Source organism: Collinsella sp. AF16-8 (assembly GCF_003462695.1).
GTDB lineage: Bacteria > Actinomycetota > Coriobacteriia > Coriobacteriales > Coriobacteriaceae > Collinsella.
In genome coordinates this window covers 195674-221177 of the sequence record NZ_QRXX01000002.1, presented here as the reverse complement: position 1 = coordinate 221177, position 25504 = coordinate 195674, and the positions used below count along the sequence as shown (strand labels likewise).

The 25504-nt window shown below is 61.4% G+C and carries 19 protein-coding genes; 9 read left to right on the top strand and 10 right to left on the bottom strand.

What is annotated here, in order from left to right; all coding sequences use genetic code 11:
- Positions 1–16: 16 nt before the first annotated feature.
- Both hypE and DWW73_RS03215 read left to right on the top strand, forming a co-directional pair.
- Positions 17–1051 (top strand): hydrogenase expression/formation protein HypE, encoded by a 1035-nt coding sequence (gene hypE, locus DWW73_RS03220; protein WP_117778735.1) that lies wholly within the window; start codon positions 17–19, stop codon positions 1049–1051.
- 123 nt (positions 1052–1174) lie between these two features.
- Positions 1175–1843 (top strand): HAD family hydrolase, encoded by a 669-nt coding sequence (locus tag DWW73_RS03215; protein ID WP_233509102.1) that lies wholly within the window; start codon positions 1175–1177, stop codon positions 1841–1843.
- A gap of 511 nt (positions 1844–2354) precedes the next feature.
- Here DWW73_RS03215 and DWW73_RS03210 read toward each other — a convergent pair.
- From DWW73_RS03210 to DWW73_RS03195, 4 genes are all read right to left on the bottom strand, one after another.
- Entirely contained in the window at positions 2355–2912 is a 558-nt protein-coding gene (locus DWW73_RS03210; RefSeq protein WP_117634513.1) for a hypothetical protein, read from the bottom strand.
- Positions 2913–3147: 235 nt separating this feature from the next.
- Positions 3148–3684 (bottom strand): PTS glucose transporter subunit IIA, encoded by a 537-nt coding sequence (locus DWW73_RS03205; protein ID WP_055310775.1) that lies wholly within the window; start codon positions 3682–3684, stop codon positions 3148–3150.
- Positions 3685–3823: 139 nt separating this feature from the next.
- Positions 3824–5263 carry a glycoside hydrolase family 1 protein gene (locus DWW73_RS03200; RefSeq protein ID WP_117778733.1) on the bottom strand — a complete coding sequence of 480 codons (1440 nt, stop codon included), beginning with the start codon at positions 5261–5263 and terminating at the stop codon, positions 3824–3826.
- A 255-nt stretch (positions 5264–5518) separates the two neighbouring features.
- Complete coding sequence (locus tag DWW73_RS03195; protein WP_117778732.1) at positions 5519–6511, bottom strand: AraC family transcriptional regulator; 993 nt, start codon at positions 6509–6511, stop codon at positions 5519–5521.
- 114 nt (positions 6512–6625) lie between these two features.
- Here DWW73_RS03195 and DWW73_RS03190 point away from each other — a divergent pair, with 114 nt between their 5' ends.
- The 3 genes from DWW73_RS03190 to DWW73_RS03180 all read left to right on the top strand — a co-directional run bounded on the left by DWW73_RS03190 (position 6626) and on the right by DWW73_RS03180 (position 10582).
- Entirely contained in the window at positions 6626–9214 is a 2589-nt protein-coding gene (locus DWW73_RS03190; protein ID WP_117778731.1) for a glycosyl hydrolase, read from the top strand.
- Between the two features lie 113 nt (positions 9215–9327).
- Positions 9328–10182: a MurR/RpiR family transcriptional regulator gene (locus tag DWW73_RS03185; protein WP_117778730.1), complete on the top strand. Its 855-nt coding sequence runs from the start codon at positions 9328–9330 to the stop codon at positions 10180–10182.
- 181 nt (positions 10183–10363) lie between these two features.
- Complete coding sequence (locus DWW73_RS03180) at positions 10364–10582, top strand: hypothetical protein (RefSeq protein ID WP_147343542.1); 219 nt, start codon at positions 10364–10366, stop codon at positions 10580–10582.
- A 12-nt stretch (positions 10583–10594) separates the two neighbouring features.
- Here DWW73_RS03180 and pyrE read toward each other — a convergent pair whose 3' ends face one another.
- On the bottom strand, positions 10595–11275 hold the full coding sequence (gene pyrE, locus DWW73_RS03175) for an orotate phosphoribosyltransferase (RefSeq protein ID WP_117778728.1): 681 nt from the start codon (positions 11273–11275) through the stop codon (positions 10595–10597).
- A 436-nt stretch (positions 11276–11711) separates the two neighbouring features.
- Here pyrE and mgtA point away from each other — a divergent pair, with 436 nt between their 5' ends.
- The gene (gene mgtA, locus DWW73_RS03170) at positions 11712–14480 is read left to right on the top strand and encodes a magnesium-translocating P-type ATPase (RefSeq protein ID WP_117778727.1); all 2769 of its coding nucleotides are present in this window, start codon (positions 11712–11714) and stop codon (positions 14478–14480) included.
- 110 nt (positions 14481–14590) lie between these two features.
- Here the strand turns inward: mgtA and DWW73_RS03165 are convergent, their stop codons facing one another.
- The 5 genes from DWW73_RS03165 to DWW73_RS03145 form a co-directional block, all read right to left on the bottom strand.
- Positions 14591–16135, bottom strand: a complete 1545-nt coding sequence (locus DWW73_RS03165) for a helix-turn-helix transcriptional regulator (RefSeq protein ID WP_117778726.1) — start codon at positions 16133–16135, stop codon at positions 14591–14593.
- A gap of 391 nt (positions 16136–16526) precedes the next feature.
- Complete coding sequence (locus DWW73_RS03160; protein WP_117778725.1) at positions 16527–17438, bottom strand: ROK family protein; 912 nt, start codon at positions 17436–17438, stop codon at positions 16527–16529.
- Between the two features lie 111 nt (positions 17439–17549).
- The gene (locus DWW73_RS10360; RefSeq protein WP_117778724.1) at positions 17550–17738 is read right to left on the bottom strand and encodes a DUF5605 domain-containing protein; all 189 of its coding nucleotides are present in this window, start codon (positions 17736–17738) and stop codon (positions 17550–17552) included.
- 107 nt (positions 17739–17845) lie between these two features.
- Positions 17846–19159: a DUF4038 domain-containing protein gene (locus DWW73_RS03150; protein WP_117778723.1), complete on the bottom strand. Its 1314-nt coding sequence runs from the start codon at positions 19157–19159 to the stop codon at positions 17846–17848.
- A 208-nt stretch (positions 19160–19367) separates the two neighbouring features.
- Positions 19368–20795 (bottom strand): PTS transporter subunit EIIC, encoded by a 1428-nt coding sequence (locus DWW73_RS03145; RefSeq protein WP_117778722.1) that lies wholly within the window; start codon positions 20793–20795, stop codon positions 19368–19370.
- 486 nt (positions 20796–21281) lie between these two features.
- Between DWW73_RS03145 and DWW73_RS03140 the strand changes: the two genes are divergently transcribed.
- The 3 genes from DWW73_RS03140 (at position 21282) to DWW73_RS03130 (ending at position 25483) form a co-directional block, all read left to right on the top strand.
- Complete coding sequence (locus tag DWW73_RS03140; protein ID WP_117778721.1) at positions 21282–22619, top strand: prolyl oligopeptidase family serine peptidase; 1338 nt, start codon at positions 21282–21284, stop codon at positions 22617–22619.
- A 266-nt stretch (positions 22620–22885) separates the two neighbouring features.
- Positions 22886–24397, top strand: a complete 1512-nt coding sequence (locus DWW73_RS03135; protein WP_117634543.1) for a nucleoside hydrolase-like domain-containing protein — start codon at positions 22886–22888, stop codon at positions 24395–24397.
- A gap of 348 nt (positions 24398–24745) precedes the next feature.
- Entirely contained in the window at positions 24746–25483 is a 738-nt protein-coding gene (locus tag DWW73_RS03130) for a DUF4428 domain-containing protein (RefSeq protein WP_117778720.1), read from the top strand.
- The last annotated feature ends 21 nt before the right edge of the window (positions 25484–25504 follow it).

Genomic DNA, 25504 nt, shown 5'->3' with positions numbered 1-25504 from the left:
GATTGGAGTTTTCGATATGTCCCGTACTGCCACCGATAGCATTGTCCTGCTGGGCCACGGCTCCGGCGGCCAGATGATGAAGCGCATTATCGATGAGGTCTTTCTGGATGCCTTTGGGTCGCCCGAGCTGCTTGCGGGCAACGATGCCGGTGTCGCCGCGCTGCCCGCAAGCGGGCGAATCGCCATGTCGACCGACAGCTTTGTGGTAACGCCGCAGTTCTTCCCCGGCGGCAATATCGGCCGCCTCGCCGTATGCGGAACCGTCAACGACGTCGCGACCTCGGGCGCCAACGTGCGCTACCTCTCATGCGGCTTTATCCTCGAAGAGGGCTATCCCATGGACAAGCTGCGCCAGATTGTGCAGACCATGGCCGAAACGGCACATGAGGCAGGTGTGAAGATTATCACCGGCGACACCAAGGTGGTCGAGCGTGGCGGTGCCGACGGCGTCTACATCAATACCGCCGGCGTGGGCGAGGTGCTCGCAGGCGTGACGCTCAGCGGTGCCAACTGCCGCCCCGGCGACGTCATCCTGGTATCGGGTACGCTAGGCGACCACGGCATCGCCATCATGAGCCAACGCGAGGGCCTGGCGTTTTCGAGCGCCATCGAAAGCGACGCCGCACCGCTCAATCATCTGATTGCCGACGTGCTCGCCGCCGCCCCCGACACCCGCTGCTTCCGCGACCCCACGCGCGGCGGCCTGGCATCCACGCTCAACGAGTTTGCCCAGGCCAGCGGTGTTGCCATCGAGGTCAACGAGGATGCCGTGCCTGTGCGTCCCGACGTACAGGCCGCCTGTGAGATGCTCGGCTACGATGTGCTGCAGGTGGCAAACGAGGGCAAGATGGTTGCCGTCGTGCCGGCCGAGCAAGCCGATGCCGCGCTGAGCGCCATGCGCGCCGCCCGCTACGGCGAGAATGCCGCCATCATCGGTCGCGTGCTGCCACTTGCCGAGGGCGCCCATCCCGCCGTGCGCGTGCGCACCGGCTGGGGCTCGACCCGCATTCTCGACATGCTCGTGGGAGAACAGCTGCCGAGAATTTGCTAGGGCGGAACCGCACGGTCGGCGCAATGTGACCTGATATCCCTGAAGATGTTCAGATTCCAAGCACGCCCAACGCGGAAGCCCAGTATTATGAGGTGCGTTTTAAACCCAATGACGGGAGCTTTCATGGCAGCAGCTTTTTCCCATGTGATCTTTGACCTGGACGGCACCATCCTCAACACGCTTGAGGACCTGGCGGCAGCCGGCAACCATACCTGCGAGACGCACGGCTGGCCCACGTTTGCCGTCGACGAGTACCGCTACAAGGTGGGAAACGGCATGCTCAAGCTGGTCGAACGCTTTATGCCTGCCGAGTATGCGGGCGACGGTCGCATGTTTGAGCAGACGCTTGCCGAGTTTAGGGCCTATTACGGCGAGCACAAGGAGGACCACACTGCCCCCTATGCCGGTACTATCGAGATGCTCGACCGCCTGCGCGCCGCGGGTGTGCAGCTTGCCGTGCTCACTAACAAGGACCACGTCTCGGCCGCTCCGCTTATCGAGAAATACTTTGGTTCCGAGCGCTTTGCGCTGGTGCAGGGCCGCGTCGATGCGCTTCCTCCCAAGCCCGAGGCGCCTGTTACGCTGCATGTGATGAAAGAGCTAGGCGCCGACCCGGCAACCACACTCTATGTGGGCGATTCCAATGTCGACGTCCTGACCGGTCACAATGCCGGCCTCAAGAGCGCCGGTGTCAGCTGGGGCTTCCGCGGCCGCGCAGAGCTGGAGTCCGCCGGCGCCGACTACGTGGTGGACACCCAAGACGAGCTCTCGGCGCTGATTCTGGGCGAGTAGCGGGGCTGTCGCTCAACACGGCTGGATAGATTCTGTCGCGCGGAAAGCGCATCCCGTTTTGCCGCCTCAGAATGGGATGCGCTTTCCGGTTGAGCCTTGTCGGGGAAACGGCATCCCGTTTCAGAGCAATATTCCGGGTCGCACTTTCCGCAACCCACGCCATCCGGAAACCGTGACCCGCTATTCGGCCAAATACCGGCTCGTCTTTTCCCGAGCATTCGATGCAACGCTGGCGCAAGGAGCGTCCCCAACTGCCGGCAGAAAAGGAACATCCCCAACTGCCATCTTCGGCAGCGATGGCAACGCCACAGGTACAAGTGCCACCTAAGCCAGCCAAGGAAACGCCGTTGTTTTGGCAACGACAGCGAAAGCCCGCCAGAGCGAGCAAGGTGCCTTGAAACGAGGCGGCATTGACCTTCTGGTCATGCCGCCGAAGTTGAAAGGCAGATTGCCGCTCTGGCGGGCTTGCAGCGTCGAGCAGTTGCGGCGTTTGGTAAAACGCCGCAACAAACTAGCTCATCATGGCATTCATCATCTCGTTGGTTGCGGAATCGTCGGCAGACCACTCGCCATCGTCATTGCAGGAATACTTGAAGGTGACCTTGGTGTCCTTGGTCTTAGCAGCCTTGGTCACATCGACCATAACCTGACCGGCCATCTTGTACAGCTCGTCATCGGAAGGCATCGAATCGAGCGCGGCGACCTTCTCCTGATACTGGGTGGCAAAATCCTCAACGATCTGGTTCATGGACTTGCAGGTAATGGTGACCTCGGCAGTTGCGGTGCCCTTGTCCTCGTCGACCGTCACGTCACCGATCTTGTAGTCAAAACCCTCGAGATAGCTCTTGGCGTACTCCTTGGGATCGATACCCAGCTGCTCGAACTCGTCGCCCGAGGCCTCTTCCAGGCCGGCGAGGAAGTCGTCGCCGCCGTTCTTGACCTCGTCAAACTGCGTCGTAAGATCCTCGGTGATGAGCTCCTCAACCGAAGGACCTCCGCAGCCGGAAAGCACAACCACGCACGCGACCAGAACAGCCATCAGGGGCGCAAGCAGCAGCTTCTTCTTCATGACATTCCTCCCAACAAGCGGCACCGCGCTTCCCGACGCGGTGCGCGTCGTAACAATAAGGCCATACTAGCCGATAACGAACACCCCCGGCAAAGCAAAGGCGCAGTCGGCTCGATTTAACGTCCGAACGGTTTACCGGTCCGCCCAACGCGCAATAAAACGTTCCGCCGCATTGCAATAAAAAAGGGCGGCCGGATAACCCGACCACCCCAAAACACCCTTATGTTGCCGCAGACTACTTGCGGACGACCTTGACGATGGCATCGCCGGCGGCGACAGCGGAGTCAGCCTCGACGGCGAGCTCGACGTCGGCGAACTCGGCGGTGTTGGACACGGCCACCACGACGCAGTCCTTGTAGCCGGCAGCGGCGATCTTGGCGCGGTCGATCTTGAGCATGGGCTGGCCAGCCTTAACGACGTCGTCGGCCTTGACGAAGCCCTCGAAGCCGTCGCCGTTCATGTTGACGGTATCGACGCCAACGTGCACCAGAACCTCGATGCCGCTATCGGACTGCAGGCCCACGGCGTGACCCATGGTGACGGTCACCTTGCCGTCGCAGGGAGCGTAGACCAGATCGTCCTCGGGCCACACGGCGCAGCCCTTGCCCAGAACCTCGCCACCAAAGACGGGATCGGGCACGTCGGCCATCTTGATGACCTTGCCCTTGACGGGCGAGCACAGCACGTCGGCGCCGGCAGAAGCAGAGATGGAGGCCGGAGCAGCGGCAGCCGCGGGCTCAGCCTTCTTCTTGAACATGTCAAACAGACCCATACGTTTTCTCCTCTTGATCAAGCGCAACGTTATGCGCATGCCTATGGTGATTATAGTGCCAAATGGTTCAAATGCTAAGGTGGGGACTCGAATCGCGAGCCCGTACCAAGGCTTTCCCCGGTGGCACTCATCTTGTCAATTAAGCCAGGCCCTCGGTACCGTTGGACTTGATGATCTTCTGGTAGGCGAAGAAGCTGTCCTTGCGGCGGCGCTCGTAGGTGCCGGTGCCGTCATCGTACTTATCGACGTGGATAAAGCCGTAGCGCTTGCGCATCTCGCCGGTGCCGGCGGACACCAGGTCGATGGGACCCCACCAGGTGTAGGCGATCAGGTCGACGCCGTCGGCAATGGCCTCGCCCATGGCCTTGATGTGGCTCTGCAAGTAGGCGATGCGGTACGGGTCGTGGATGGAACCGTCCTCCTCGACCTCGTCGTAGGCGCCCATGCCGTTCTCGACCACCATCAGCGGAATCTCGTAGCGGGCGTAAATCTCGTTGAGGGCGATGCGCAGGCCCAGCGGATCGATCTGCCAGCCCCAATCGGTGGACTCCAGATAGGGGTTCTTGCCGCCAAAGGTCATGTTGCCCTCGGTCATCTCGTGATCCTTGTGGGTGCCCACGGTGCCGGACATGTAGTAGCTAAAGGTGTAGAAATCGACCTTGCCGTCGGCGATATCCTGCAGGTCGCCGTCCTCCATCACGAGCTCGACATCGTTCTCGGCCCAGAAGCGCTTGGCATAGAACGGATACTTGCCGCGCACCTGCACGTCGGAGCAGTACCAGTTCATGGTATTCATCTCCTGCTGCGTGGCGAACACGTCGGCCGGATCGCACGTGGCGGCATAGGAGAGGACGAAGCAGTCCATGTTGCCCATCTTAAACTGCGGATAGTGCTCGTGGGCATAGCGCACGACGCGGCCGCTGGCGACAAACTGGTGGTGCAGGGCCTGGTAGCGCTGCTGAGCGGTGGTCTTGATGGCGCTTGCCGGACCCTCAAAGCCCTGGATCAGACCGGTCTCCATCATGGCACCTATGTCCATGGTGCCGCAGTTGATCTCGTTGAAGGTGAGCCAGAACTTGACCTTGTCCTGGTAGCGGTCGAAGACGGTCTGGCAGTACTTCTCAAAGAAGCCGATGAGCTCGCGGCTCGCCCAGCCGTTGTATTTCTCGACCAGGTGATAGGGCATCTCGTAGTGGCTGAGTGTGACGAGCGGCTCGATGTTGTGCGCGCGCAGGCAGTCGAAGACGCGGTCGTAGAAGGCGAGGCCGGCCTCGTTGGGCTCGGCATCGTCACCGTTGGGGAAGATGCGGCTCCAGGAGATGGACATGCGGAACATGGTAAAGCCCATCTCGGCGAACAGCGCGATGTCCTCCTCGTAGTGATGGTAGAAGTCGATGCCGTCGTGGTTGGGGTAGAAGCGGTTGGGGTCGATGTCGATCGTAATCTGGCGCGGCTCCTTGTAGCTGCCGCCCAGGAAATGGTCGTCTACGCTGGGGCCGCGGCCGTCCACGTCCCAAGCGCCCTCAAACTGATTTGCGGCCGTGGCGCCGCCCCAGAAAAATCCCTTGGGAAATCCCATAGGTGCCTCCTCGCAACGGGTTTTATGTGCTGAGTTGAGTATCGCGCGCACTTGGGCGCCCAAGGCGCGGAGGCGCTGCATTGGACACTTCTTTTCGCCCCGGCACGTCCGCCGGCTGACACTTTTTGATACCGAGGCCTAGACGAGGCAAAAATCGACCTGACGGCCACCTTCCAACCCGGATGGATGAAACGAAACATGAGACACAGTATTTAGGTGTGGCATATCGATAGCTAAAAGCCCGTTCCGTCTTGCTCATCCACGGTATTTTGCCGGGGTGCAGCCGTAGGCGGCGCGGAACTTGCGGTAGAAAAAGCTCATGTTCTCGTAGCCAACGGCACGCGCCGCTGCCTCGGCCGTGGCGCCCGCGCGCAAGAGCTCCGCGGCACGCGCGAGCCTGCGCTCCTGGACCAGTTGCCGATAGGTCTTTCCCACCTGCTGCTTAAGCAGCGCCGACGCGTAGTTGGGGCTCACATGAAAGTGTGCCGCCATCTCCTCGAGCGAGCAGGCGGCAAACGAGCGCTCGATGTAGCCGAGCATTCCCGTCACCAGGGCAGTGGGCCCCGCCGCGCCGTCCGCCACGCCGCGCACCAGCTCGCGCTCGTAGCAATCCATGAGCTCGGCCAAAAACAGCTGAAACAGACGCAAGACGATCTCGGGACCGTTGGGGCTCGGGTCGTACAGCTCGCAGAGCATCTCCTGCATGTAGCGCCGAATCCGACGGCTCTCGCCGCAATGAAAACGGACATGGCCCCGATGGTCCGTCTCGCTGTTGAGCGCGTTGAACAAAAACCGCGAGACCGCGCTCTCGCGCGAGAGGCTCGACTCGAGACTCCGACGCAAAAAAGAGCGTGAAACGGTCATGCTCAGCATGATGTCGTCCTCGCCAAGCGCCGCCACGGCATGCGGGCAGAGGGCGTCGAGCAAAAGCACCTCGTTGCGGCCCAGCTCGAGCCTCTCCCCCGCCACCGTCTGCGGGCAGTGCCCGCGATACACATAGCTCATCTCAACGTAGTCGTGCACATGCTCGGGCACGGCATTAAAACGCGAGTTTGTCCTTATCGTCAGGCCACGTGGCATGCCGGGCTGGGCGTAGGCAAACCCGACCTGCCCAATCTTTCGCACCGGACGTCCGTCGATTTCGACATGCTCGGTCATAATCGACCAATCAAACGCCAAGCCGTCTCTATACGCAATCTCGCTGGCACTCAGTTCGCTGAGCCTACGCTCGAGCTCGTCGATCTCCATCGCTCACCAATCGTTGATTTGGTCATAGTTCGTTGTGATTCGGATATTAGCAGAGCGCGCTGACACGTCCATAATCTGTGCCATGCAGCTAATCGACCGAGCCGAGGAGGATCCATGACCGCGTACTACCAGCAGGTGCTCAACGGCGCCTACGACAACCACGTGCTTCCGTTTTTGTGGATGAAGGGCGAGAGCCATAAGACCATTGCCGAGTATCTGGAAAAGATCGCCGGCGCCGATATCCACGAGGTCTGCCTCGAGAGCCGCCCGCACCCCGATTTTTGCGGCGAGGGTTGGTGGCGCGACCTGCGCTTTGCGATCGACATATGCAAGCAGCTGGGCCTCAAGATCTGGATTCTGGACGACGCACACTTTCCCACCGGATACGCCAACGGCGCCGTCAAGGAAGCCGCGCCCGAGCTCCGCAAGATCGTGCTCACACACCGCACGCTCGACATCGTGGGCCCCACGCCGCAGGCGAACATCGTGCTCACCAACCTGTTCGACAAGACGGAGCGCTTCTATGGCGTAACGTTTATGCAGGAAGGGCACGCCGTCGAGGTAGAGCACCGCGTCATCGAGGACGAGCACGGCATACCCTACCGCCTGGTCTTTGACGCGCCGGCCGGCATCACGCAGGCGTGCGTGATGTTCACGAGCGGCAAGACCTCCTACAACGAGGACTACATCAACATGGTCGACCGCGCCTCGGTGGCACAGCTCATCGACGCTGTGTACGAGCCGCACTTTACGCATCTGGGCGATGAGTTTGGCAAGACCATCCTGGGCTTTTTCTCCGATGAGCCCGGCTTTGCCAACGAGAAGGGCGTCACCGGCGCCGACGGCATCTCCGACACGCTCATCGGCAAGGCCACGGCTCCCCTGCCCTGGTCGGCCGAACTCAAGCGCCGCCTGCGCGCGGCGCTGGGCGAGCGCTACCTGGACGAACTCCCGCACCTGTGGGATCGCGAGCCGGCGGGCGCGCACGTGCGTCATGTGTACATGGACATCGCAAGCACGCTCTACAAGGAATGCTTCTGCGACCAGCTCGGCGGCTGGTGCCGCGCGCACGGCGTGCAGTACATCGGCCACGTGATCGAGGACAAGGACTGCCACGCGCGCTTGGGCGTGGGCGCCGGACACTACTTCCGCGCCGTGGGCGGCCAGGACATGGCGGGCGTGGACATCGTGATCAACCAGCTCGTCCCCGGTATGGACCAGGGGTTCCACTCCTACGGCCGCGGCGTATGGGACCTGGAGTTCTACAATTACGTGCTACCCAAGCTGGGCTCCTCGGCGGCGCATCTCGACCCCAAAAAGCAGGGGCGCTGCATGGCCGAGGTCTTTGGCGCCTTTGGCTGGCACGAGGGCCTGCGCGAGATGAAGTGGATCGCCGACCACTTTATGGTGCGCGGCGTTAACTGGTTTGTGCCGCACGCCTTTAGCATGGCTGCCTTCCCCGACTGGGACTGCCCGCCGCACTTCTACGCGCACGGCCAAAACCCCCAGTTTGCGCACTTTGGCAAGCTCATGAGCTACATGAATCGCACGGCGAGCCTGCTTTCGGGCGGGCGGGCCGCCACACCGGTGGCGCTTCTGTACCACGCCGATGCCGAGTGGGCCGGCGAAGCCTCGTTTATGCAGCACGCCGCCGCCGAGCTCATGCGCGCGCAAATCGACTTTGATATTGTGCCGGCCGAGGCATTTGAGGATGCCGAGCGCTATAACGTGGCGTTTACCGCGGACGGCGGGTTTACTGTAAACGGGCAGGCATACCGCTGTCTGGTCATGCCCGGCGCCGAGTTTGTCGGCGGGGCTGTACTTGACTTTGCCGCGCGCGCCGCGGCCGCAGGCGCTGCCGTGTATGCCCTGGATAAGCTGCCGAGTAAGCGCTATGACGGCGATATTGCAGGACGCGAGGGCTTTGCCTCCGTGGATGCCAGCGAGCTTGCAGGCGTTTGCGTTGTTGCCACTTCCAAGCTTGCGAGCGTGCTTGCCGCGGCCGGCATGCAGACCGTGGCATGCGCCGAGCCGCAGCCGTGGCTGCGCGCGCTGCGCTACGATCGCGCGGGCGAAAGCTACCTCATGCTGGTAAACGAGCATCCCAAGCAGGGCATCTCCACTCAGATTGCGTTTGCCGACGGCACGCCCGTTGCAGGCGCGCGCCTCGACCTGCTCAACGGCAGGGAGCCTGTCGCCTTTGAGGGCACGCTCGAACTTGCGCCCTACGAGAGCTGCATCGTGGTGCTCGGGGCCGCAGGTTCCGCGCGCGCAGCAACAGCAGGAACTGAAGCCGCATGCATCGACGGGCCCTGGACGGTCGCCTTCTCTGCCCCCGGCACCGATGCCTTTGACGAGTCTATTGAGCTTGCAGGCCTGCACGACCTTTCCTTTGCCGAGTTCCCCGGCAAGGCGGGCACCTTCCGCCACCAGGCGAGCCTCAGCGTTGACAAGGGCCTCACCAGCGCCGCGCTCGATCTCGGCGAGGTCTTTGAGACCGCAACCGTCACCCTCGACGGCACGCTCCTCGGCACGCGCATCTGTCCGCCCTACCGCTTTGAGCTCGGCACCCTTGCCGCCGGCGAGCACGGGCTCACGATCGATGTGATCAACACCCTCGACCACGCCATCCCCGACATGTTCGGCATGACCGAGCCCTCCGAGCCCAGCGGCCTGCTCGGTCCCGTCCGCGTGCTCGGGTAGCGACCCCGCGCAACAGCCCCTTACGAGACGCCCGGCTTGCTTTCCCCAGCCAAGCCGGGCGTTTTATTTACCGTTATGATTGATACATCGCGATACGAATGCATGGGAGCCATATGGATATCAAGCGCAAAATCACCCAGGGCAAGGGGCTCACCCCCACCGAGCAGCAGCTCGGGCAGACGGTTCTCGCCATGGGCGAGAACGTTCGCGGGCTCTCCATCAAGGAATTTGCGCGCCAGGCCAATGTCTCCGTTGCGAGCATCCACCGCTTTTGCAAAAAGCTCGGCCTTGAGGGCTTCAAGGAGCTCAAGGTCGAGCTGGTGCGCGCAGCCTCGTACGCAGACTCCGCCCCCGAGGTGGATATCGACTTTCCCTTCGATGCCACTTCCACCCCTGCGCAGGTGATGGAGCGCATGGAGGGGCTCTACCAGACCACCTTGGCCGAAACGCAGGAGCTGCTCGACCCTGCACAGCTCGACCACGCCGCCAAGCTCATCATGCGCGCCGGCACCGTGGACATCTACACGGGCTCGCATAACCTATATCCAGCGGGAATGTTCCGCGATCGCCTGCTTTCCGCCGGCAAAAGCGCGACGTGCCACGACAGCGTCGAGGCGCAGGTGCGCACGGCGCTCGCCTCGGGTCCCGACCATGTGGCAATCATCATCTCCTACAGCGGCCTTGCCCCCAACCTCAAGGAGATCTTGCCGATCCTTAGCAGTCGACATGTCCCGGTCATCGTCATCGGCACGCCGTACTGTACCCGCATTCACCCCGGCTTTGCCGCCTATCTCACGGTAAGCGACCACGAGAGCATGACGCACCGCATCACGCAGTTCGCCAGCCATATCGCCGTGCAATACGTACTCGATTCGCTCTATAGCAGCTACTTTGCCAAAGATTACGCCCGCTGCTCCGAGTTCTTAGAGCGCTCGTTCCCCTACACCCGCCTCCCCGGACTCAAGTAACAACGAGCGAGGATTATTGGACACTCAAATAACGAGCGTGGATAATCTCCCGTTTTTGACCTGGATGCAGGCTCAAAGTGGGAGATTATCCACGCTCATTTTGCGGGTAGTCATTGGGGACGTTCTTGAATGATTAGTCGTTTAAGAACGTCCCCAACGACTACATCAGGAGTGTCCCCAGGTGTCGGCAGAAAAGGAACGTCCCCAAGTGCCGCATCTGGACCAGGACAACGCCGATGTTTTGGTAGCGACAGCGAAAACCCGCCAGAGCGAGCAAGGTGCCTTGAAACGAGGCGGCATTGACCTTCTGGGCATGCCGCCGAAGTTGAAAGGCAGATTGCCGCTCTGGCGGGTTTGCAGCGTCGAGCCGTTACGCGGTTTGGTAAAACCGCGTAACTAACGGAGGCGGAACCTACTTGACGCCGTACTGCTCGTAGTAGGCGTCGATGGCGGTCTTGAGCTCGTCGTCGATGACGACTTTGCCGTCGATCTCGTGGTTGTAGAGGGTCTCAACAACCTCAGCCATGGAGACGATGCTCGCGACGGGGAAACCGTACTTGGCCTCGATCTCCTTCTGCGCGGTGGTCACGCCGCCCTTGCCGACCTCCATGCGATTGAGGGACACGATGAGGCCCTTGATCTCGACATCGGCAGCAGCCTTGACCTTGGGATAGGTCTCGTCGATGGACTTGCCGCTGGTGGTGACGTCCTCGACCATGACCACGCGGTCGCCGTCCTGGGGCTCGTAGCCCAGCAGGTTGCCCTTGTCGGCGCCGTGGTCCTTGGCCTCCTTGCGGTCGCAGCAGTACTTGACCTCCTTGCCGTACAGCTCGTGGTAGGCAATGGCGGTCACGACGGCCAGCGGAATACCCTTGTAGGCGGGCCCAAACAGGACATCAAAGTCGTCGCCAAAGTTATCGTGGATGGCCTGGGCGTAATACTCGCCCAGCTTCTTAAGCTGATAGCCCGTCACATAAGCGCCGGCGTTCATAAAGAACGGGGACTGGCGGCCGCTCTTGAGCGTAAAGTTGCCGAACTTAAGAACGTCGGACTCGACCATGAACTTGATGAACTCTTGCTTGTAAGCCTCCATGCGGGCTCCTCTCGTAATCGCGTACGTGCCTTCCAGTTTAGCGCAGGCAGGGCGTCGATGCGGGTGCGCTTTGAGGCCACGGCATTCTGTAAAGGCTTTGTCAGGGGCAATGGTTTTCCGAACAATGGGGTTGACACGGCAAACCCCCTCATCAAAAATACGGGCGGATTAAAACGGGTGCGAGACACCCGAAGCGCATTGCGCCCGGCCTTAAGGAGGTGTGCCATGGAAGGCAGCCATAGTCGAAAAACCTGCATGTCGCCCTCGGCACGCCGCGAGGATTCCGCACGCGCATAAGCGCCAACAGCCGATCGTCAAAACCACCACAAAGGTGCCTGTCCCTTTGTGGTGGTTCGAAAGCATGACGTGAGCGACATCTAGGTTTTTTGAAGCACATACGACACGTACGCTAACTCCCTTCAACAAGGAGGACCCTATGCTGATGCTCAAAACCGCCACGGTACTCGAAGCCATCTCCAAGCGCCGCCGCACGGCGCGCCCCGCCGCTCATACCGGCATGTCCAAGAACACCATATTCGCCGCCACCCATAGCGCCGAGGATGCCCTCGTGCTGCTCGACGCCACAGCCGACGGCCTCACCGCCGAGCACGCCGCCGAGCGCCTGAGCGCCGTCGGCCCCAACACCATCGAAGCGCCGACCAAGACGCTCGCCCGCCGCATCGCCGACGCGTTCGTCGATCCCTTCGCTGGCATCCTCGCCGCCCTCGCACTGGTCTCGCTCTACATCGACGTGCTCGCCGTGCCCGAGCTGCAGCGTGACCCCTCCACGGTCATCGTCATCGGCATCATGCTGCTGGTATCGGGCGGCATGAAGTTTATCCAGGAAGCCCGCAGCGGCAATGCGGCCGAGGCCCTTAAGGACCTGGTCTCCAACACCTGCTGCGCCCTGCGCGACGGCGAGCGCGTCGAGATCCCCTTCGACGAGCTCGTCCCCGGCGATGTAATCCGCCTCTCTGCCGGCGACATGGTGCCGGCAGATGCCCGCATCATCACCGCGCGCGACCTGTTTGTGATCGAGTCCGCACTCACCGGCGAGAGCGAGGCCGTCGAGAAGACCGCTGCCATCACCGTCGTCGAGGGTGCCGACGGCTCCGCGCTACCACTCTCTGCCTGCAAGAACATCGTCTTTACCGGCACCTCCGTGCAAAACGGCACCGCCATGGCGCTTGTCGTTGCCACCGGCTCGGACACCTACCTGGGCGGCATCGCCAAGATGCTCAACGGGCGCGGCGAGAAGAGCGCGTTTGACCGCGGCGTCTCGAGCGTCTCCATGCTGCTCGTGCGCCTCATGCTCGTTATGGCGCCGGCGGTCTTTGCCATCAACGCCGCCACCAAGGGCAACGTCATCGATGCGCTGTTGTTCGCCACGAGCGTGGCCGTGGGCATCACGCCGCAGATGCTTCCCGTCATCGTGACCACGAGCCTGTCGCAGGGCGCCAAGGACCTCGCCCGCCGCCAGGTTATCGTCAAGGAGCTGCCGGCGATCCAAAACCTCGGCGCGATGGACGTCCTGTGCTGCGACAAGACCGGCACCCTCACCGAAGACCGCATCGTGCTCGAGCGCTACCTCAACACCGACGGCAACGAGGATGCGCGGGTGCTGCGCCATGCGTTTTTGAACAGCTTCTTCCAGACCGGCCTCAAAAACCTTATCGACCTGGCCGTCATCGACCGTGCCGATGTGACGCCCTCGACCGTCGTGCCCGATTCTATGCTGGGCCAGAGCCTGCGCGACCGCTATACCAAGGTCGACGAGGTGCCCTTCGATTTCTCGCGCCGTCGCCTGAGCGTAGTTGTCGCCGACGCCCAGGGCAAAACCCAGATGGTCACCAAGGGAGCTGCCGAGGAAATGCTCGAGATCTGCTCCTTTGTCGAGGTCGATGGCGCCGCCCAGCCGCTTACCGAAGATAAGCTCGCCCAGATTCGCAAGCAGGTCGCCGGGCTCAACGCCGAGGGCCTGCGCGTGATTGCCGTGGCGCAGAAAACCAATCCGCGCTGCGTGGGCGAGTTTGGCATCGCCGACGAATGCGACATGGTATTGATGGGCTTTTTGGCCTTCCTCGATCCGCCCAAGGCGAGTGCCGCGGGCGCCGTCGCCACGCTCGAGGCCAAGGGTGTGGCGGTCAAGGTCCTGACCGGCGACAACGACCGCGTTGCCGCCACCGTCTGCGAACAGATCGGTATCGACGCGAGCAACGTCTTGCTCGGCTCCGAGATCGATGCGCTCGATGACGCCGAACTTGCCGAGCGCGCCGAGAACACCCACCTCTTCGCCAAGCTCTCGCCGCTGCAGAAGGCGCGTCTGGTGCGTGTCATGCGCGAGCTGCTCGGCCACACCGTGGGCTTTATGGGCGATGGCATCAACGACGCCGCCGCCATGCGTGCGAGCGACTGCGGCATCTCGGTCGATTCGGCCGTCGACATCGCCAAGGAATCCGCCGACATCATCTTGCTCCAGAAAGACCTGGGCGTGCTCGAGCGCGGCATCATCGAAGGCCGCCGCACCTACGGCAACCTGCTCAAGTACCTCAAGACCACGGTGAGCTCCAACTTTGGCAACGTGCTGTCCGTGACCGTCGCGAGCCTGTTCTTGCCGTTCTTGCCCATGAGCGCTCTGCAGCTGGTGCTGCTGTCGCTGGTCTACGAGATCGTGTGCATCGCGCTGCCGTGGGACACCGTCGACGACGCCTGGACTGCCCGTCCGCGTGCTTGGGACGCCGCGTCCATCAAGGGCTTTATGCTCGAGCTGGGCCCCGTGAGCTCACTGTTTGATATCGCGACTTTCGCCGCGCTCTTCTTTGTGGTGTGCCCCGCCGCCGTGGGCGCAAGCTGGGCAGAGCTTGCCGCTATAGGCGACGTCGCAGGCATGGCGGCCTTTACGGCGCTCTTCCAGAGCGGTTGGTTTGTCGAGTCCATGTGGTCGCAGACGCTCGTGGTCCACATGCTGCGCTCCCCGCGCCTGCCACGCCCGCGCGACCACGCCGCGCCCGCGCTGTGCCTCCTCACCGTGCTAGGCCTGGTGCTCGTCACCTGGCTGCCGGCAAGCCCCATCGCCGATGCGCTGGGTCTCATGCCGCTGCCGCCGAGCTTCTTCGCGCTGCTCATCGGCATTGTCGCCGCCTACATCGCGCTCACCCAGCTGGCAAAGCACCGCTACATTGCCCGCCACGGTGAGCTGCTGTAACTCCACAGGCGCTCCCGTCAAAACCACCACAAAGGTGCCTGTCCCCTTTGTGGTGGTTCGCGCTGGCAGTGGCTGCCCAAAACAGCTAAAAAAGCCCCGTCCCAAATGGGCTAGTCCTTGGGCGCCCAGGTCCAGAAAAAGTTGATGAGGGCCACACGTGAGGAGGCGCCGGTCTTTTTGTTGATCGAGGCGATATGACGGTAAAGCGTGGAGCGCGAAAGGAAGAGCGTTGCGGCGATGTCTTGAACACTCTCGCGCGATGCGACCAAGGCCTCCAAAATATCGCGCTCGCGCTGCGTAAGCTCAAAGGCGACGGCGAAGGTATCGAGACGCTCGTCGAGTGTGGACTCCGGCACCTCTGCGGGGGCGGGCTCGCTCTGGGCGGATACGGGATCCGTGCCAAGGTCGCTAGCAGCAAACGCCAGGTCGCCGCGCACTTCAACGTCATAGACCTGATGCCCAGACTGTCCCAGCAGCGAGATCGCAATGCCCACAAGCAGTACAAGCCCCACGCCCACTGCCAACAGCACGTTCTGGCTCGAGACAATCGCCACCGCCGGTGCCGTCACGAACATCGCGCAAACGTTATTGATGACGCGGCCCATGCACGGCCACAGATACGACCAATGCGCATACACCGAAATGGCGGCAAACTTCGCCGTGAAAAACACCACGAAGAAGCCCGCACCCAGATAGAAGATGACGGTGGCGGCAAGTATGTTGGCGCCGTTGGCATCGGTGATAAGCACAGCGAATGAGAGCGTGGACAACATGGCGGCGCAGGTCATGATGATGTTCATACACGAGCGCCCGCGCAGGTCAAATAGGGCGCCGGCGAGCAGAGCGCTCACGCCCATCAGCAAGCGCGACCAATCGCCCAAGTCAACGGACCCGGCGGCGTGCGAGATCGTGAGCCCCGCATTGAGGGCGGCAAACACCCCGGTAAGGCAGGCGGTTGCAATCGTCAGACGCACCACGGCGCGCCGAAAAGCCGCCGTTGACTCGGGATCGTTTTGCCATTTGGCGCCAAACTCCGATGCATCCACCGAAAGCTCGGAGATATCGGATTCAGGCCCAAACTCAGATTCGCCGCGCAGCTTGGCACGGCGGACGCCGTGGAGGAGCGCCACCTGCGCGACCGCACAGGCAACAAAAACAAACTGCTGCGGAATCCCCGCGGGTATCACCATGTGGCTGAACACCTGAAGCAGGACGCCCAGAGCATATGAAAGCGCCGCCGCGCGCGCCAAGTACGGCGTCCGCGCAAAGCGCCGCGCAAAGTTGGCGTGAGCGGTCGATCCGCAGTAGCCCAGCGTGCAACACGCCATCAAACCGCCGGCAATTACCACCTCAAACCGAACCGCCATAATCATCAGCAGCAATGCCGACACCAGCAGCACGCCCGTGATGTCGCTCGTCGTATCGATCGCGCGGGGGCGGCGATAGTACAGAATAGGACGCACAAAAAAGCCGATTACGCTCGCACCGACGATGAGGGTCTCGTAGGTAGCAACCTCGCTCGGCGGCACAAACTCGGCCACGCGCATGTCGAAGAGGTACTCGCCAGCCAAAAACGTAAAATAGAACAGCGCCAGGCATATAATCTCCCGAATGCCCCAACGCAAATACGCTGTTGTGTCTCCCATACCTTTCATGAATACCCCCCCCCCCGCAGTCGCTTAATGGCCTGCAAACTCATTCTATTAGAGAACCAGTCCTAATATCGAACCTATCCTCAAAATGTCGCTAATTTGACCCCAACAGCCCACGGCGTAAACCGATTTTGAGCCGCAAGGCCCAGAAGGGGCGCGCACGGCTTGCAGCTCGGCAAGGAGTGTCCCCAACTGCCACTCATTTAAGTACGTCCCCAATGAGTGCAAGTGCCGCAAGTGCCAATCAAATGACGAGAGCGGATAATCTCCCACTTTGAGCCCGCATGCAGGCCAAAAACGGGAGATTATCCACTCTCATTCTGTGGGTAGTCATTGGGGACGTTCTTAAACGACTAGTCAAACAAGAACGTCCCCAATGACTATGTCCAATGCGCTACACCAGGCGCATGGCCTCCTGGACAGCACCGTAAAGGTTGGCGTCGTTGCCGAGCTCGGCCGCCTTTATCTGCGGCACAGGAATGCCGGCAAGGGTCCCTTCGTAACTCGAGAGGGCCAGCGGCATCTGCGCACGCAGGGCATCGACGAGCTCGGGATGGCACGAGATGCCGCCTGCGATCACAAAGACCTCGGGGTCGAGCACGGCCTGCAGGTTGATGAGCTGTCCGTCAAATGCGCGAGCGTAGCGGTCGAGCGCGCGCTGCGCCGCCATATCGCCATCCGCGATCCACTCAAAGACGCGGCGGCCGTCCACCGGAGAATCCGCAGGCAGGCCCTTCTCGGCAACGGCGGCATCGCGGAGCGCACGCCAACCGCCCGAACCCGCAAAGGAGTTTTCCATGCTCGCAGCAGTCGTGACATCGTTGCGCAAGAAGCTAAACTCGCCCGCAAAGCAATGCGCGCCGCGCAAGACCTTGCCGTCGATAACGATGCCGCCACCGATACCTGTGCCGACAGCGAGCACCACGCCAAAACGCGTCCCGCGCAGAGCACCAGCCGCATACTCACCGAGTGCACAGCACTTACCGTCGTTATTGACGGCAATCGGCACCCCCAGAGCCTCGCGCATAAGCTTTCCGAGCGGACAGCCATCCATAAACGTGAGCGCACCACCGCGATGGATCGTTCCTGTGACATCTCCCTCGTAGATGCCGCCGGGCGCACTCACGCCCACGGCGCTCACGCGCTCGCGATACGGCTCGACGAGCGAGATCAGCGCCGCGACCGTCTCATCAGCCGTGGTAAAGCCCGTCGGCAGGCTTCCGCGCTCGCGGATGGAAAAATCCTCGCCCAGCACAGCCCATTTAACGGCCGTACCGCCCACATCGATTCCAAAAAACCCCTGCATGTTCACTCCTTACAAGCGTAGCTCCGGACGCGCATCGCCGCGACCATCACAGGGGCTACCCCCCTGCGATGGTCGTGCAGCAAGTCACGCCCGGAGCCGATTATCTCTGTTTTACGCCTCTAATTTGGTCAGGCGAAGCATCATATACTGCTTACTTGGGAGATCGATGCGGAACTTGCCCTCAAAGGTTCCGGGAAGCTCCTCCTCCGTCATGCCCCATGTGTCCACGACACTCACCTTGTATCGAGCGCCCGACTCGCCCTCAAACTCACGAGACCACTCATTTAAGTACGTCCCCAATGAGCGTGGCGGAATGGCTCCCCTTGGCAGCTTAAAGCCGTCATGCAGGAACCATTCCGTCGCAGCCTAATGAAAGGGGCTGGGCTGTAAATATTGGAGAAGAGCCGTTAGCGCCCGGGGGCCAGGATCACCAGAGCGTCGTGCTCAAAGGGATGCTGAGCCACGCGCACGGTGCCGTCACCGTTATCGCGGACGGGCAGCTTGGCGATGCGCTTGTCCTCCATGTCGAGGACCGTCGCCGTCCAGCCGCGCGCGCCGTCGAGCTTAAACTTGAGCGCCGTGGTGCGCGGCAGGTACGTGACGACGCGATCGCCAACGCGCGCCACACGAATGGCCTCGCGCGCGTCATCGAGCAGCTCCTGCGCCGGAACCACGGCAAGCGCGTCGTCGGCAGCCGTGGCACCCAGGCCGGCAAGCACATGCTCAATCGCGCCAAAGTCCCACACGCCCGCAAACTGCAGGCACTCTTGCCAGCGGAACGGCATGTCGAAGCCCTCGCCCAGCACCGAGCCTTGGCTGCGCGATGTCTGCCAGTTCCAAACGCCGTGTGCGCCGTAAGTTACGCCGGCACTGGCGCCGGCAAGAATCGACGACCATACGCTCGCGCGGCAATCCTGCGCGGTGAAGCGCCAGTACACATTGCGCGACGCACCCATCTGCTCGTAACAAGGCTCAGAGTTGACCATCGGCTTTTTAGGGTAGTTGGCGATAAAGTCCTGCGGCAGACGCCATGCCTCGGGCTGGCCCTCGTAGTTGTGGCCGGGCTGGAACATATAAAAGTCCAGACGGTCCAGATACTGCGCCGGAATGGTGCGATTGGCGCGGTTGATATGCATGGTGCGCAGCGCCTCGGGCGCGCGCTTGACGACCTCGTCGAGCGCGTCCTCGTAATAGGCGATCGCCTCGTCGCCGGCAAAGTCGGTATCGCCCGTCACCACGTAGACGGGGTTGAACTCGCCCAGGTTCTCGACGACGCGGGCAACGTGGGCACGGACCTCCTCACGCGGCATAACCTCGGCGCCGCAACGCTCGGCGATCTTGGCACCCCAGGTACCGGGCACGTAGTTGCACCACATAAGCACGAGCGCCGGACGGATGCCGTGCTCGACGGCAGCACGGCACATGGCGGCGGCGCGGTCCCAATATGCCTGGTTGGGACGGGACCAATCAAAGTGCACGCCGTCCTCGCTGGCATAGGGCCAAATGCCCAGGTCGGGGCAGCAGCGGTCCCACTGCGGCAGCGTGTTGATCTGCAGCACATTCATGCCCTGCTCGGCACGGCGGGTCAGGTAGTAGTCCCAGTCATCCTCGGCAATGCTCGTAAATGCGCTCCAGCACGTATCGGCAAACCAGAAGAACGGTTTGCCCTCGCACAAAAAGCCGTCCTGGCGACCGTTGACGGTCAGCTTTCCCAAACTCATCTGCATGTCCTTTCGTTTGATAAAGGATTTGCGAACCGCCGGGGGCTTTCGCGGTAACCCCGTGCGAAAGCCCCTGCCGCTTGGCAAACCCTCGCGGGCGAATCCCGTCCGCCCCATCAGTCTACCTTGCAAGAAGGGCCCCGCCGGGCTTACGCCTGACGGGGCCCTGTCGTGTAGGTGAGGTCATATGTGACCGAACGGTTTGGCCTTAGGCCTCCATCTCGGCGAGCTCCTCCTTGGAGAAGCCAGTGGCAAAGACGACGGCAGCTGCGATGACAAAGGAGATTGCCATACCGACGATAGCCCAGACGGTGTTCATCTGGCCACCCTGCAGGTAGTTGGTGAAGACCAGGAAGTTGGCGGCACCGCCGGCCAGGTAATAGGTAACACCCATGAGGCCGGAGAACACGGCGCCGATGGCACCGCCGATGAACATGCCAAGCATGGTGCGGCGGAAGCGCATGAGGATACCGAAGAGCGCGGGCTCGGTGACGCCGCCGGCGATGGCGGAGATGACGTAACCCAGGGCAAGACCCTTCTCGTCGGGGTCCTTCATCTTGAGGAAGGCACCGAAGGCGCAGCCCCAGACGGCGGCCATAGCGCAGTTGGTGGAAACGAAGACGAAGGGATCGTAGCCGGCGGCGATGATCTGGACCTGAGCGAGCAGGATGACGGGCATGTGCATGCCGCAGACCACGAAGAGCTGCCAGAAGGCACCGAGGATGGCCATGACGATCAGGATACCGATACCGCCAAGGTCAGCAAGACCAAAGAGGGCGTTGGCGATGAGGTTGCCGATCTCGTTGCCGATCGGTGCAAGGACGATGAAGGCGATGGGAATGGTGACGATCATGGTGCAGAACGGCGTGAAGACCGTGGACAGCACGTCGGGCATGACCTTCTTAAAGAACTTCTCAACAAAGTACAGGACGGGCGCCGAGAGGATGATCGGCAGGACGGACTGCTGGTAGTTGGCAGCGGCGATCTGGATGCCGTAGACGGAGATGATCCCGCCACCCTCCTGAGTCGCGACACTCACGACGGACGGGGCCATGAGAGCGCCGCCGAGGAGCATGCCCAGAACCGGAGAGGCGCCGAGCTTCTTGGCAGCGGCATAGCCCAGGTAGATGGGGATAAAGGTGAACGTGGCCTCGTACAGGGTGGTGTAGAGGAACGTATAAGTCGGGTCGGTGTCCGAAATAACGCCCAGCATGGTGGGGCCAAGGACAGCCGCGATGGTGCGGAACAGACCGCCGGCCATGAGCAGCGGGATCAGCTGGGTCATGGAGCCCGACAGATAGTCGAGGATGATGTTGGGCAGGTTCTTGAGCTCGAACTTCTCCTTGGGAGCATCGAGATTCTCGTCAACGGCAGCACCCTGCTTGACGCCGGAGATGGCGACGAACTCGGTGAGCACCTTGGGCACGTTCTGGCCGATGATGACCTGGAGCTGGCTGCCGGCGAACTGGCAACCCAGAACACCCTTGACCTTCTTGATCTTCTCCACGTCGGCCTTGCTGTTATCCTTGAGCGTCAGACGCAGGCGCGTCATGCAGTTGGTGGCGACGGTAACATTCTCCGCACCGCCCACGAGCTCGAGGACATCGGTGGCAATCTGCTTGTTATCTACTGCCATGGGACCCCTCCCCATATCTTCGTGTGCCTACTCGCTTGTGTAAGCACGCCTTTGGCTCGGCGACTATAACCCCTTACGGTTGCCGAACCCTTGGATACGCTGTCGTAAACAATTTGTTTACTGAACGTTTACGGGCTTTAGTTTACACGGAGTGCCTGATTTGTGGCAATTTTGCCGTCTGAAGTCCGGTGAACGGTAGGAAATGGGGGGTAAGCGTATTTAGACGGTAGAAGATGTCTATTTGACCAGATATTGATATATGGCTATTTACGTGGGCTTTTATTTTGATAAACACCTTTGTAACGAGCTAGCTCATCAACAAAAGTCCTGCTAGTTAATAGTAAACGTCTGTTTAGTAGTTCATTGCGTGTTCAGTTTTACCGTTTACCGAGTTCATCTGCTCATTCTACAGTTCTGCATTAAACTAAACATGTTTAGTCTGTATTGCCGCCCTTGTTTAGTACTTGCGGCACAAAGGAGTAGCTCATGGAACTCAAATCGTGTACCTACGCAACCGTCACCACGCTGGGCGATTTTGGCCCCTGGATCAACAAAGTGGTGCTCGACCTGCCGTGTGTTGTGCGCGCCAACGACGTGAACGAGCACACGTTCAATATCTACTGTGCCCGCCACGAGCGCGCCGGCGAGGTTCTGATGCGCAAGGAGCACGGGGCCGATCACGCAGCGCCCTCCGTAGGCTACGTGCCGGTGCTCGCCGCCTACCCCTGTGATGAGAACGGTCAGCGCCTGCCCAAGGGCACACACGTAGCGCTCGAGACGCCCGAGGTGCGTCTCACCAAAGAGATCGAGGGTGGCGTGCTGGGTTCGCGCTATATAGAGAACCGCCTGCGCGTGACGCAGCTTGTGGCGCTCCCGGGCGAAGACGGCGACGACCCCACCGCGGGCCTCGTCTTCGATCGCAGCCGCGGCGACATCTGTCCCGCGCTCAAGGGCTGGCATAACGCCGTGCAGCAGACGCCCGTCGACGGCATCGCACTCGAGTACGGCTATTTTGAGCCGAGCTTTGAGGCCGCTGACTCCGCGCTCTTCAACCCATTTGCGCCTGAGGACACGCCCGCCGTCGAGAAGGCACCGCTGATCGTGTACCTGCACGGCGCCGGCGAGGGCAAGGGCGCCACGCAGGGCGAGGGCGCCACGCGTGCCTACACCGGCAACCGCGTGACAGCGCTCTCGCAAAAGCAGATCCAGCGCTACTTTGGCGGCTTTGCCTGGGTGCTCGTGCCGCAGTCGCCCACGTTTTGGATGGACAACGGCGTCGAGCAACTCGGTCGCTCCAACCAGAGCATCTACTCCCCCGTGCTCAAGGCGCTCATCGACGAGTTTGTCGCCGAGCATGCCGATCGCATCGATACCGACCGCATCGTGGTCGCCGGTCTTTCCAACGGCGGCTTTATGACGCTGCGCCTGTGCGCCGACTATCCCGAGCTCTTCGCCGCGGGCCTTCCCTGCTGCGCCCCGTGGTACAACGCCACGGACGAGGACGTGGCCGCGCTCGCCAAGACACCGCTGTGGTTTACGCACTCTAAGGGCGACGAGCTCGTGTGCCCACAGCAGACGGTGCTGCCGTTGTTCGCGCGCTTGCGCGGGGCGGGCGCCAACGTGCACCTCACCTACTTTAGCCATGTCGAGGACCTGACCGGCGTGTATCGCGAAGCCGATGGCTCGGCCAAGAAGACGTTCAACCACGGCGTGTGGATCCACCAATTCAACGACCTGTGTTATCAAGACTTCGATGGGGGCAACGTACTCATCGACGGCGAGCCGGTGGGCTGCTGGGAGTGGTCGGCCAGGGTTTCGAGGTAACCATCCCATCGGGGGCTCTGACCTTTAGTTTTGTAAACGTCCTCGCGCATGAGCCCCGCTTATCCTGCTCCTTCGGAGCATCGGATAAGCGGGGCTCGCGCTGCGGAATGTTTACAAAACTAAAGGTCAGAGCCCCCTAAGTTAACGTTGTTCGAAACGCTGGTCGGCCGCTTCCGGCGGGCCGCCGGGTCGCGGGCGATGGGGGCGTGGGTCCCGTCTTGCCTTGCGCGTAACTGGCTGAATTGATTTTGATTGGAGCTGTTCCTATGTCCCAGAAGTTGACTCGGGTGATTGTTACCACTGATATGGAAGTCGATGATATGAACTCACTTGTTCATTTGGCTCTGTATCTCAACTTGCTTGATGTTCAGGCTGTGGTGTATACGGCTTCGCAGTATCACTTTCTTGGGGATGGGGTTCATACGCTCGGCGAGGTGAATTCGCATTGGCGGACCAAAGGGCGGCGCTCTTATGAGTGGGCTGTTGTGCCTCATGAGCCCGATCCGCTAGCCGGCGAGCTTCGTGAGTATCGGCCGTTTCCCGAGCATTGGATTGAGAGTCTCTGGAGTAATGAATATGCCCAGGCTTGGCCGCAGTTGCAGGCAAATGCGGCCGCTGCCGGTGAGCCGCCGTTTCCCACGCCCGCCCAGATGATCGAGCGCACCTTTGTGGGAAATGTTGCCTTTGAGGGTGATGTGACTGAGGAAACTGAGGGGTCTCGCGTAATTGCGCAGGCGATTCTGGATGATGATCCGCGTACGTTATGGTTGCTCAGCTGGGGTGGTATGAATACGATCGTTCGCGCCCTCATGAGTATTGCCGAGCGCTATCGCGCCACGCCCGAGTGGCCCGCCGTGCAGCAGCAGGTCTATCAGAAGGTGCGCGTGATGGGCGTTGCCGATGGCGTGGGACAGGACAACTCGTGGCTCGACCATGGGCGCGAGCTCTTTCCCGAGCTCATCTTTTGGCGTACGCCCTATATGTATGGCAACTATTTCGACGCCAAAACAGCTCAGCCCGATACGCTGCCGCTGTTTAAGGCTCCCTGGCCCGAGCAGAATCTCACGCAGGGCAACGGCCCCCTCATGGCACGCTATATGCTCTATGGCGATGGTAAGGTCTACGAAAACGAGCCTGAGCGCTTTCAGTTTGGCAAGCATGCCCGTCTGGATTGGGGCCTGGAAGGCATGCCCGCGATGCAGTTTGAGCGCGGCGATTTTATGGCCGAAGGCGACAGCATGACCTATATTCCGCTGCTGCCGTTTGGCCTGCGCGGTATCGACGACCGCGGCTTCGATACGCTGCTGGGACGCATGTTTTTTGATGGGCATCCCGATGCGAACGCGCCCGCCGGTTTTGCCTCCATCGGCACGCCCGCAGACGACAATCTCAATCCCTATCTGCGTGCCTATCAGGAAGACTTTGCCGCCCGCGCGCAATGGTGTGCCCATGATCCGGCCATCTGCTCGCATCCGGCGCATGTTGTCGAGGTCACTGCCGACCGCAGCGCCACAGCCGGCGAGCGCGTCAACCTTACAGCGACCATCGTCGACCCCGACGGCAAGGGCTTCGATGCACATTGGGATGTGGCCGTAGACCCATCGAGCTATGCAGGCGTCCAGGATCTGTCGATGTGGCAAGAATGCACGGTAGACACCGCTTTCATCGTGCCCGCCGACGCGCGACCCGGCGACCGCCTTGTGCTCACCCTCACCGTCCAGACGCGCGCCGAGCGCCCCTGCACCCGCTACGCCCAAATCGCCGTAACCGTGGCATAGCAAGGGCGGCGCCCACATTCGGCAGCCGCCGCATTCGGCAAAGAGTGTCCCCAGGCGTCAAACGAGCGGGGATTTTTGGACACCCAAACAACGAGAGTGGACAATCTCCCACTTTGAGCCCACAAGCAGGCCAAAAATGGGAGATTATCCACTCTCGTTCTGCGAGCACTCATTGGGGACGTACTTAAATGAGTAGTTTCACTCATTTAAGTACGTCCCCAATGAGTAGGAAAAATGGGCCATGTGTCCCAGTTGCGGAGACTCCTTGAGCCGTCTGGGTATCGCGAAGGATCGCGCACTCCCCCATCATCAAAAGTGACACACGCTACCAGTTGATGGGAGGCAGCCATGGGCTTCTTTGACAAGATGTTCGAGAAGAAAGAGTGCGCGACTTGCGGTACCGAGCTGGGACTTCTAGGTAAGACAAAAATCAATGAAGGCTACCTGTGCAAAGAGTGCGCCGGCAAGCTCTCCCCCTACTTTCACGGCTATCGCTCCAGCACCGCGGACGATATCCGCGAGCAGCTCGCCTACCGCGAGGCCAATGCCGAGCGCCTGGCGTCGTTCAACCCCACGCGCACGCTTTCTGCCGGGCGCACCAATATTATGCTCGATGAGGACGCGGGCCTGCTGATCATCACTTCGCAGAGCCGCTGGCGCGACGCCAATCCCGACATCATCGAGTTCTCGCAGGTACTCGGCTGCGATATGGATATCGACGAGCATCGCACCGAGATCTATCGCGAGACCAAGGACGGCGAGCGCGAGAGCTACAACCCGCCGCGCTACGACCTGGATTACGACTTTAATCTGACCATCCACGTCAACACGCCGTACTTTACCGAGATCGACCTGCGCGTGAACGACTCCACCATCGATCAGCGCGGCTCCATCGAATACCGCGAGGCCAAGCGCCAGGCAACCGAGGTGCGCGAAGCGCTGGTGCAGCTGCGCCAGGAGACGCGCGATAGCGCCGTGGCCGCCAAGGCCCCCAAGACCGCGGTGACCTGCCCCTTCTGCGGAGCCACCACCATTCCCGATGCCAGCGGGCGCTGCGAATACTGCGGCGGCGCCATCGGCGCATAGCCTCCGGCACGGAAAGGACCG

What these genes read in the sequence shown, in the direction of transcription:
- hypE (WP_117778735.1), top strand. Translation starts at nt 17, where the DNA reads ATGTCCCGTACTGCCACCGATAGCATTGTCCTGCTGGGCCACGGCTCC.
- DWW73_RS03215 (WP_233509102.1), top strand. Translation starts at nt 1,175, where the DNA reads ATGGCAGCAGCTTTTTCCCATGTGATCTTTGACCTGGACGGCACCATC.
- DWW73_RS03210 (WP_117634513.1), bottom strand. Translation starts at nt 2,912, where the DNA reads ATGAAGAAGAAGCTGCTGCTTGCGCCCCTGATGGCTGTTCTGGTCGCG.
- DWW73_RS03205 (WP_055310775.1), bottom strand. Translation starts at nt 3,684, where the DNA reads ATGGGTCTGTTTGACATGTTCAAGAAGAAGGCTGAGCCCGCGGCTGCC.
- DWW73_RS03200 (WP_117778733.1), bottom strand. Translation starts at nt 5,263, where the DNA reads ATGGGATTTCCCAAGGGATTTTTCTGGGGCGGCGCCACGGCCGCAAAT.
- DWW73_RS03195 (WP_117778732.1), bottom strand. Translation starts at nt 6,511, where the DNA reads ATGGAGATCGACGAGCTCGAGCGTAGGCTCAGCGAACTGAGTGCCAGC.
- DWW73_RS03190 (WP_117778731.1), top strand. Translation starts at nt 6,626, where the DNA reads ATGACCGCGTACTACCAGCAGGTGCTCAACGGCGCCTACGACAACCAC.
- DWW73_RS03185 (WP_117778730.1), top strand. Translation starts at nt 9,328, where the DNA reads ATGGATATCAAGCGCAAAATCACCCAGGGCAAGGGGCTCACCCCCACC.
- pyrE (WP_117778728.1), bottom strand. Translation starts at nt 11,275, where the DNA reads ATGGAGGCTTACAAGCAAGAGTTCATCAAGTTCATGGTCGAGTCCGAC.
- mgtA (WP_117778727.1), top strand. Translation starts at nt 11,712, where the DNA reads ATGCTGATGCTCAAAACCGCCACGGTACTCGAAGCCATCTCCAAGCGC.
- DWW73_RS03165 (WP_117778726.1), bottom strand. Translation starts at nt 16,135, where the DNA reads ATGAAAGGTATGGGAGACACAACAGCGTATTTGCGTTGGGGCATTCGG.
- DWW73_RS03160 (WP_117778725.1), bottom strand. Translation starts at nt 17,438, where the DNA reads ATGCAGGGGTTTTTTGGAATCGATGTGGGCGGTACGGCCGTTAAATGG.
- DWW73_RS03150 (WP_117778723.1), bottom strand. Translation starts at nt 19,159, where the DNA reads ATGAGTTTGGGAAAGCTGACCGTCAACGGTCGCCAGGACGGCTTTTTG.
- DWW73_RS03145 (WP_117778722.1), bottom strand. Translation starts at nt 20,795, where the DNA reads ATGGCAGTAGATAACAAGCAGATTGCCACCGATGTCCTCGAGCTCGTG.
- DWW73_RS03140 (WP_117778721.1), top strand. Translation starts at nt 21,282, where the DNA reads ATGGAACTCAAATCGTGTACCTACGCAACCGTCACCACGCTGGGCGAT.
- DWW73_RS03135 (WP_117634543.1), top strand. Translation starts at nt 22,886, where the DNA reads ATGTCCCAGAAGTTGACTCGGGTGATTGTTACCACTGATATGGAAGTC.
- DWW73_RS03130 (WP_117778720.1), top strand. Translation starts at nt 24,746, where the DNA reads ATGGGCTTCTTTGACAAGATGTTCGAGAAGAAAGAGTGCGCGACTTGC.